A 3,896-nucleotide genomic window follows, 5' to 3' on the forward strand; every position below is an offset into this window, starting at 1 on the left:
AGCACCACCATCAACCTGACGGTCCCCGCCTACAGTGTCGAGATTCGGGCTCTGAGCCAGCTTGATCTGTCCGCCCTGGGCGACAGCGCCGCGATTTACGCCCAGGCTGTCGGCACGGTTCCTCACGGTGAAGGTACGATCGCTGCTTCCCTGAGCGGTTTCGCGATCATGGGCGACAACACCCAGGCTTATGGCTACCTGTCCAAGGATGGTGCCTGCGGTTGCTGCAGTGGATGTACAACTTATCAGACCCTCTATTAAGTGTGACTCATGTGACTCAAGACAAGTAACTGATCAGTCTTGAAAGCTAGTTCAAAAAGAAGAGTCCCGGTCAACGGGACTCTTCTTTTTTTTGCCGGAAAACAACGCTGAACGGTTATCTTTTACAACGGTTCAACGGCGTTGTCCTAATCTTGCATGGAGAAGTAAAAGGCGGGAAAATCCGGGACATGGCCTGATTTTCGTAAGGAATCGGGACATGGCCCAAGGTTATCCGGGACGGCTGAATAGTTACTGCCATTTTATCATTAAAGTAATATAATACGCAGGGCCGATTTAGCGGTTGACAGCGACAATAACATATCGTACTAAAGAAGTGTGAAAAAGATTGGTATTCGGGCGCTTGCGCCTGAAAATCAGACTATAACCTGGGTAGAAAATTCTATTTGCGGAGAGTAACGATGGGGTTGAAGCCGAGAATGTTAGGAAAATTTTTGCTGGTCAGTTTTTTGTTGGGTCTGGCCTCCTGTAGCGGTCTCGGAGCGCCCGTCGATCCGGAAGTCCGGCTGCGCGCTCGGGTAGAGGGTTTTCTCGCGGCGCGACAACAATCCGATCTTGCGGCCCTGCGCGCCTTTTATCTTGCCCCGGAAATGGCCCGGACCGGGAATATCCGTTATCTCGGCAGTGAGATCGCGGCCCTCGAAGTGGACGAAAGCGGCCGTCAGGCCCGGGTAAAGCTTAGGAACACCTTGCAGGCCATGGGTTTTACCTTCAAAGACACGCCGCAAACGCTGGACTGGGTCTGGGAGAAAGGGGACTGGTATCTGCCGGCCGGCGGCGCGGCCGCCACCGGCAATCCATTCGCAGTGGAAAAGCCAATGCCGACGGGTTCTTTGCATGAAAAACCGCAACCCTAACCTGATTCTCAACCTGGTCCTGGTTCTGACGCTGCTCGGCCCGCTGGGCCTGGCCGCGACGGCAGCAGACGCCGCGGTTCTGCAGGCCGAGGCCGCGGCGGTGCCCTGGTCGGGCTGGTGGTGGCCGAAAAACAAGGGTTCCCTGGTGTTGGGTTATAACGGCCGGCCCTCGCCGGCCGAAAAGTATGATCTCTACACCGGCGGTCGCAGGCCCGGCCAGGCTTACTATCGGGGCTTGCAGGAATGGTACGATCCCCAGGCCTTAAACTGGATCGGCTTTTGTAACGGCTGGGTCAATGCCGCCATTCTCGAACCCCAGCCCATTCTGCCGTCCAGTCGCAACGGGGTTTTTCTGACCGTCGGCGACAAGAAGGGCCTGCTCGCGGCCTGCCATGTCGAGGACGAGATTCTTTATGAATATTGTCAGCAAAGTCCCGAGCCTTTTCATCGTTATCTGCTCAAGTACATCGGCGAGCGCGGGGAGATGATCGGGGCTGATCTCGATTCATCCTCCGCCTTCTGGTCCTATCCGATCTACCGTTATGAAATGGAGGTTACATCCGGTCAGGTCAGTGATCAGATCGTCTGCACGATCTGGCACGCCGATGATTTCGTGGAGCCGGATTATCAGGGGACCAAAGTGCAAAGCCGGACCTACGTGTACCGCCTCGACAAGAACAGCCAGGGTCATTACAGTGGCGGCGGCGCCTGGCTGCAGGGGGATCCCGGGGAGCTGCATCCGCAGTCGGTGTGGATTCCGATCGGGGTGCGCCGGGAGAATCTCTTTGTCGACTACGACCGGGTTGTGGAAATGGCCCAAAGCGTGGGCGACGAGCTTGAAAATGAGAATCTGGTTCCCGGCCATCACCTGCTGGTAGTCTACCCGCGAGAAGAGGATTTTTTTCGGCTGACGCCTCTGGAAGGCGAGCGCTTCAGCTGCGCTCTGGCCCTGGACCCGCAAAGCGCGCCCGGCAATACGGCGCATTATCAAATCGAAAAAAACGGCCTGGTCACAGATGCCGGAGAACTAGACTCGACCCTGCGGCCCCTGACGCTTTGCTCCACGGCTGTGGGCGGCGAAGAACTGCTGCTGCGGATTCTTCCGGGCGCGGAAAACTGGGCCGGGGTCTGCGTGCATCTCTACGTCGGCGTCGAAGCTCCGTATCAAAGTTGGCTCTATGGTTTGCCCGCCAGACAGTACTGGTCAGGCTACGCGGTGGTTGCGGATGAGCGCGCCGCGGCCGGGGAGCGGGTGTGGCTGGAAATGATCGGGAATCAGGGGCTGCCTTTTGGTCGCGGCGCCGTCAGCGGGAATCAGCTTGATCTGGGCGGGCGCTGGTTGGGGCTCGTCGATAATCAAATCGCGGCCGATTATTTTAAGGGCGAGGCCGTGGCTCAGGCGGTCAAACTGGTTTCCCGGGCCCCTTTTCAGATCTTATCGCTCAGCGGCGACAGCCGCAAGTTATGGGGGCCTCCGGCAGCCGATCTGGTGACCAGCGGCGGCCGTCTGGTCGTGCCCTGGCTGACCAGCGCCTCGAACATGCAGCGCTCGGCCACGGTTTATCTGGCCAATCAGGGGGCTGAGGCGCAGAGCCTGCGGATTTCTTATTTTAAAAATGACGGTACGCCGCGCCGGGAGGCGGTACTGGAACTGCCGCCCGCGACCGTGTTCAAGTATGCCTGCGGGGAATATCCCGCGCAGCAAAGCCTTGACGGCTGGGCGCTGCTGGAAGACGTAAGTCCGGCGGTAAGCGGAGCCGTGATTGCCATGGAAGGCATTAACCTGGCGGATCAGCTGCCGTTGCTGGCGCCCGCACGAAGTCAGTTGGCGCCGCATCTGGCCGCCGATGCCGGCTGGCAGTCGAATCTAGGATTGTGTAACCCCAATGAGGCCGGAGTGAGGTTGACGATGACCGCCTGGGTTGACGGCGCTCCCCTGCCACTTCCCCATACGCTGAACCTGCCTGCCTTCGCGGCCCGGAAGTTACAGCTAAGTGGCGCATTATTTGGTGTCGGTGACGAGGTCCTGAGTCGGGCCTGGCTGCAGGTTGAAGGTGATCGGGAATATGCCGCTTATCTGAGCTATCGTTACGGTGATGAAGCCGAGGTGTCCATTCCTCTGGGAGATGATGGCGGACAAGCGGATTGTCGTCGGTTAGCGCATCTGGCCGTCTGCGATGGCTGGTGGACCGGAATCGTACTGCTGAATCAGGCTTTTGCATCCCGGGAAGTGGTGCTTTCCGTTCTGGACGCCGGCGGTGAAGTGTTGGAAAGCCTGCCTCTTCATCTGGGCCCCCGGGAAAAGCTTGCGCATAATGTCGCCGGTCTTTTTACCACCGCCGGACCCGAAGCCTTTGCCTCCCTGCATCTAGAGGGTGCGGCCGAGGTCAAGGCCCTGGCCCTGTATGGCGGACTAAATGGGGTGACTCAGCTGACGGCGCGGAGCTGGTAAAAGGTCTGCAAAGTTAGCCCAAGCCAAAGGCGGAAAGTTGCGTGGCACAGAGGTCGGAGAATGCTTGTATCGGGCTAAAAGTTATTTAAAAAAGGTTGTAACTGTTCAGCCGACCCTGAAAGGTTCTGTTTTTTACGGCTTACTTCGGGCGACCAATCATTGGGCTGCATAGGTACAATAGGTTATTTATCTGGGTGCGCCGCTTGCGGCGCGTGGGTATATAATGACAATGACAGAATTTAAAAAAGTTGGGTTGCGGTTGGGAGCGGGGCTGGTTTTCTGGCTCTTTTTCTGGGGGGCGGCCGTAT

The 3,896-nt window shown here is 57.9% G+C and carries 2 protein-coding genes; both read left to right on the plus strand.

What is annotated here, in order from left to right; genetic code table 11:
* Positions 1–713 precede the first annotated feature (713 nt).
* The gene (locus ENN66_05395) at positions 714–1,136 is read left to right on the plus strand and encodes a hypothetical protein (protein HDS16032.1); all 423 of its coding nucleotides are present in this window, start codon (positions 714–716) and stop codon (positions 1,134–1,136) included.
* Positions 1,117–3,588: a hypothetical protein gene (locus ENN66_05400; GenBank protein ID HDS16033.1), complete on the plus strand. Its 2,472-nt coding sequence runs from the start codon at positions 1,117–1,119 to the stop codon at positions 3,586–3,588. Before ENN66_05395 ends, ENN66_05400 begins: the two co-directional genes overlap by 20 nt.
* Positions 3,589–3,896: the final 308 nt, after the last annotated feature.

This window comes from Pseudomonadota bacterium (genome assembly GCA_011049115.1).
In the GTDB taxonomy this organism is placed as follows: domain Bacteria; phylum Desulfobacterota; class Anaeroferrophillalia; order Anaeroferrophillales; family Tharpellaceae; genus DSCM01.

What these genes read in the sequence shown, in the direction of transcription:
- ENN66_05400 (HDS16033.1), top strand. Translation starts at nt 1,117, where the DNA reads ATGAAAAACCGCAACCCTAACCTGATTCTCAACCTGGTCCTGGTTCTG.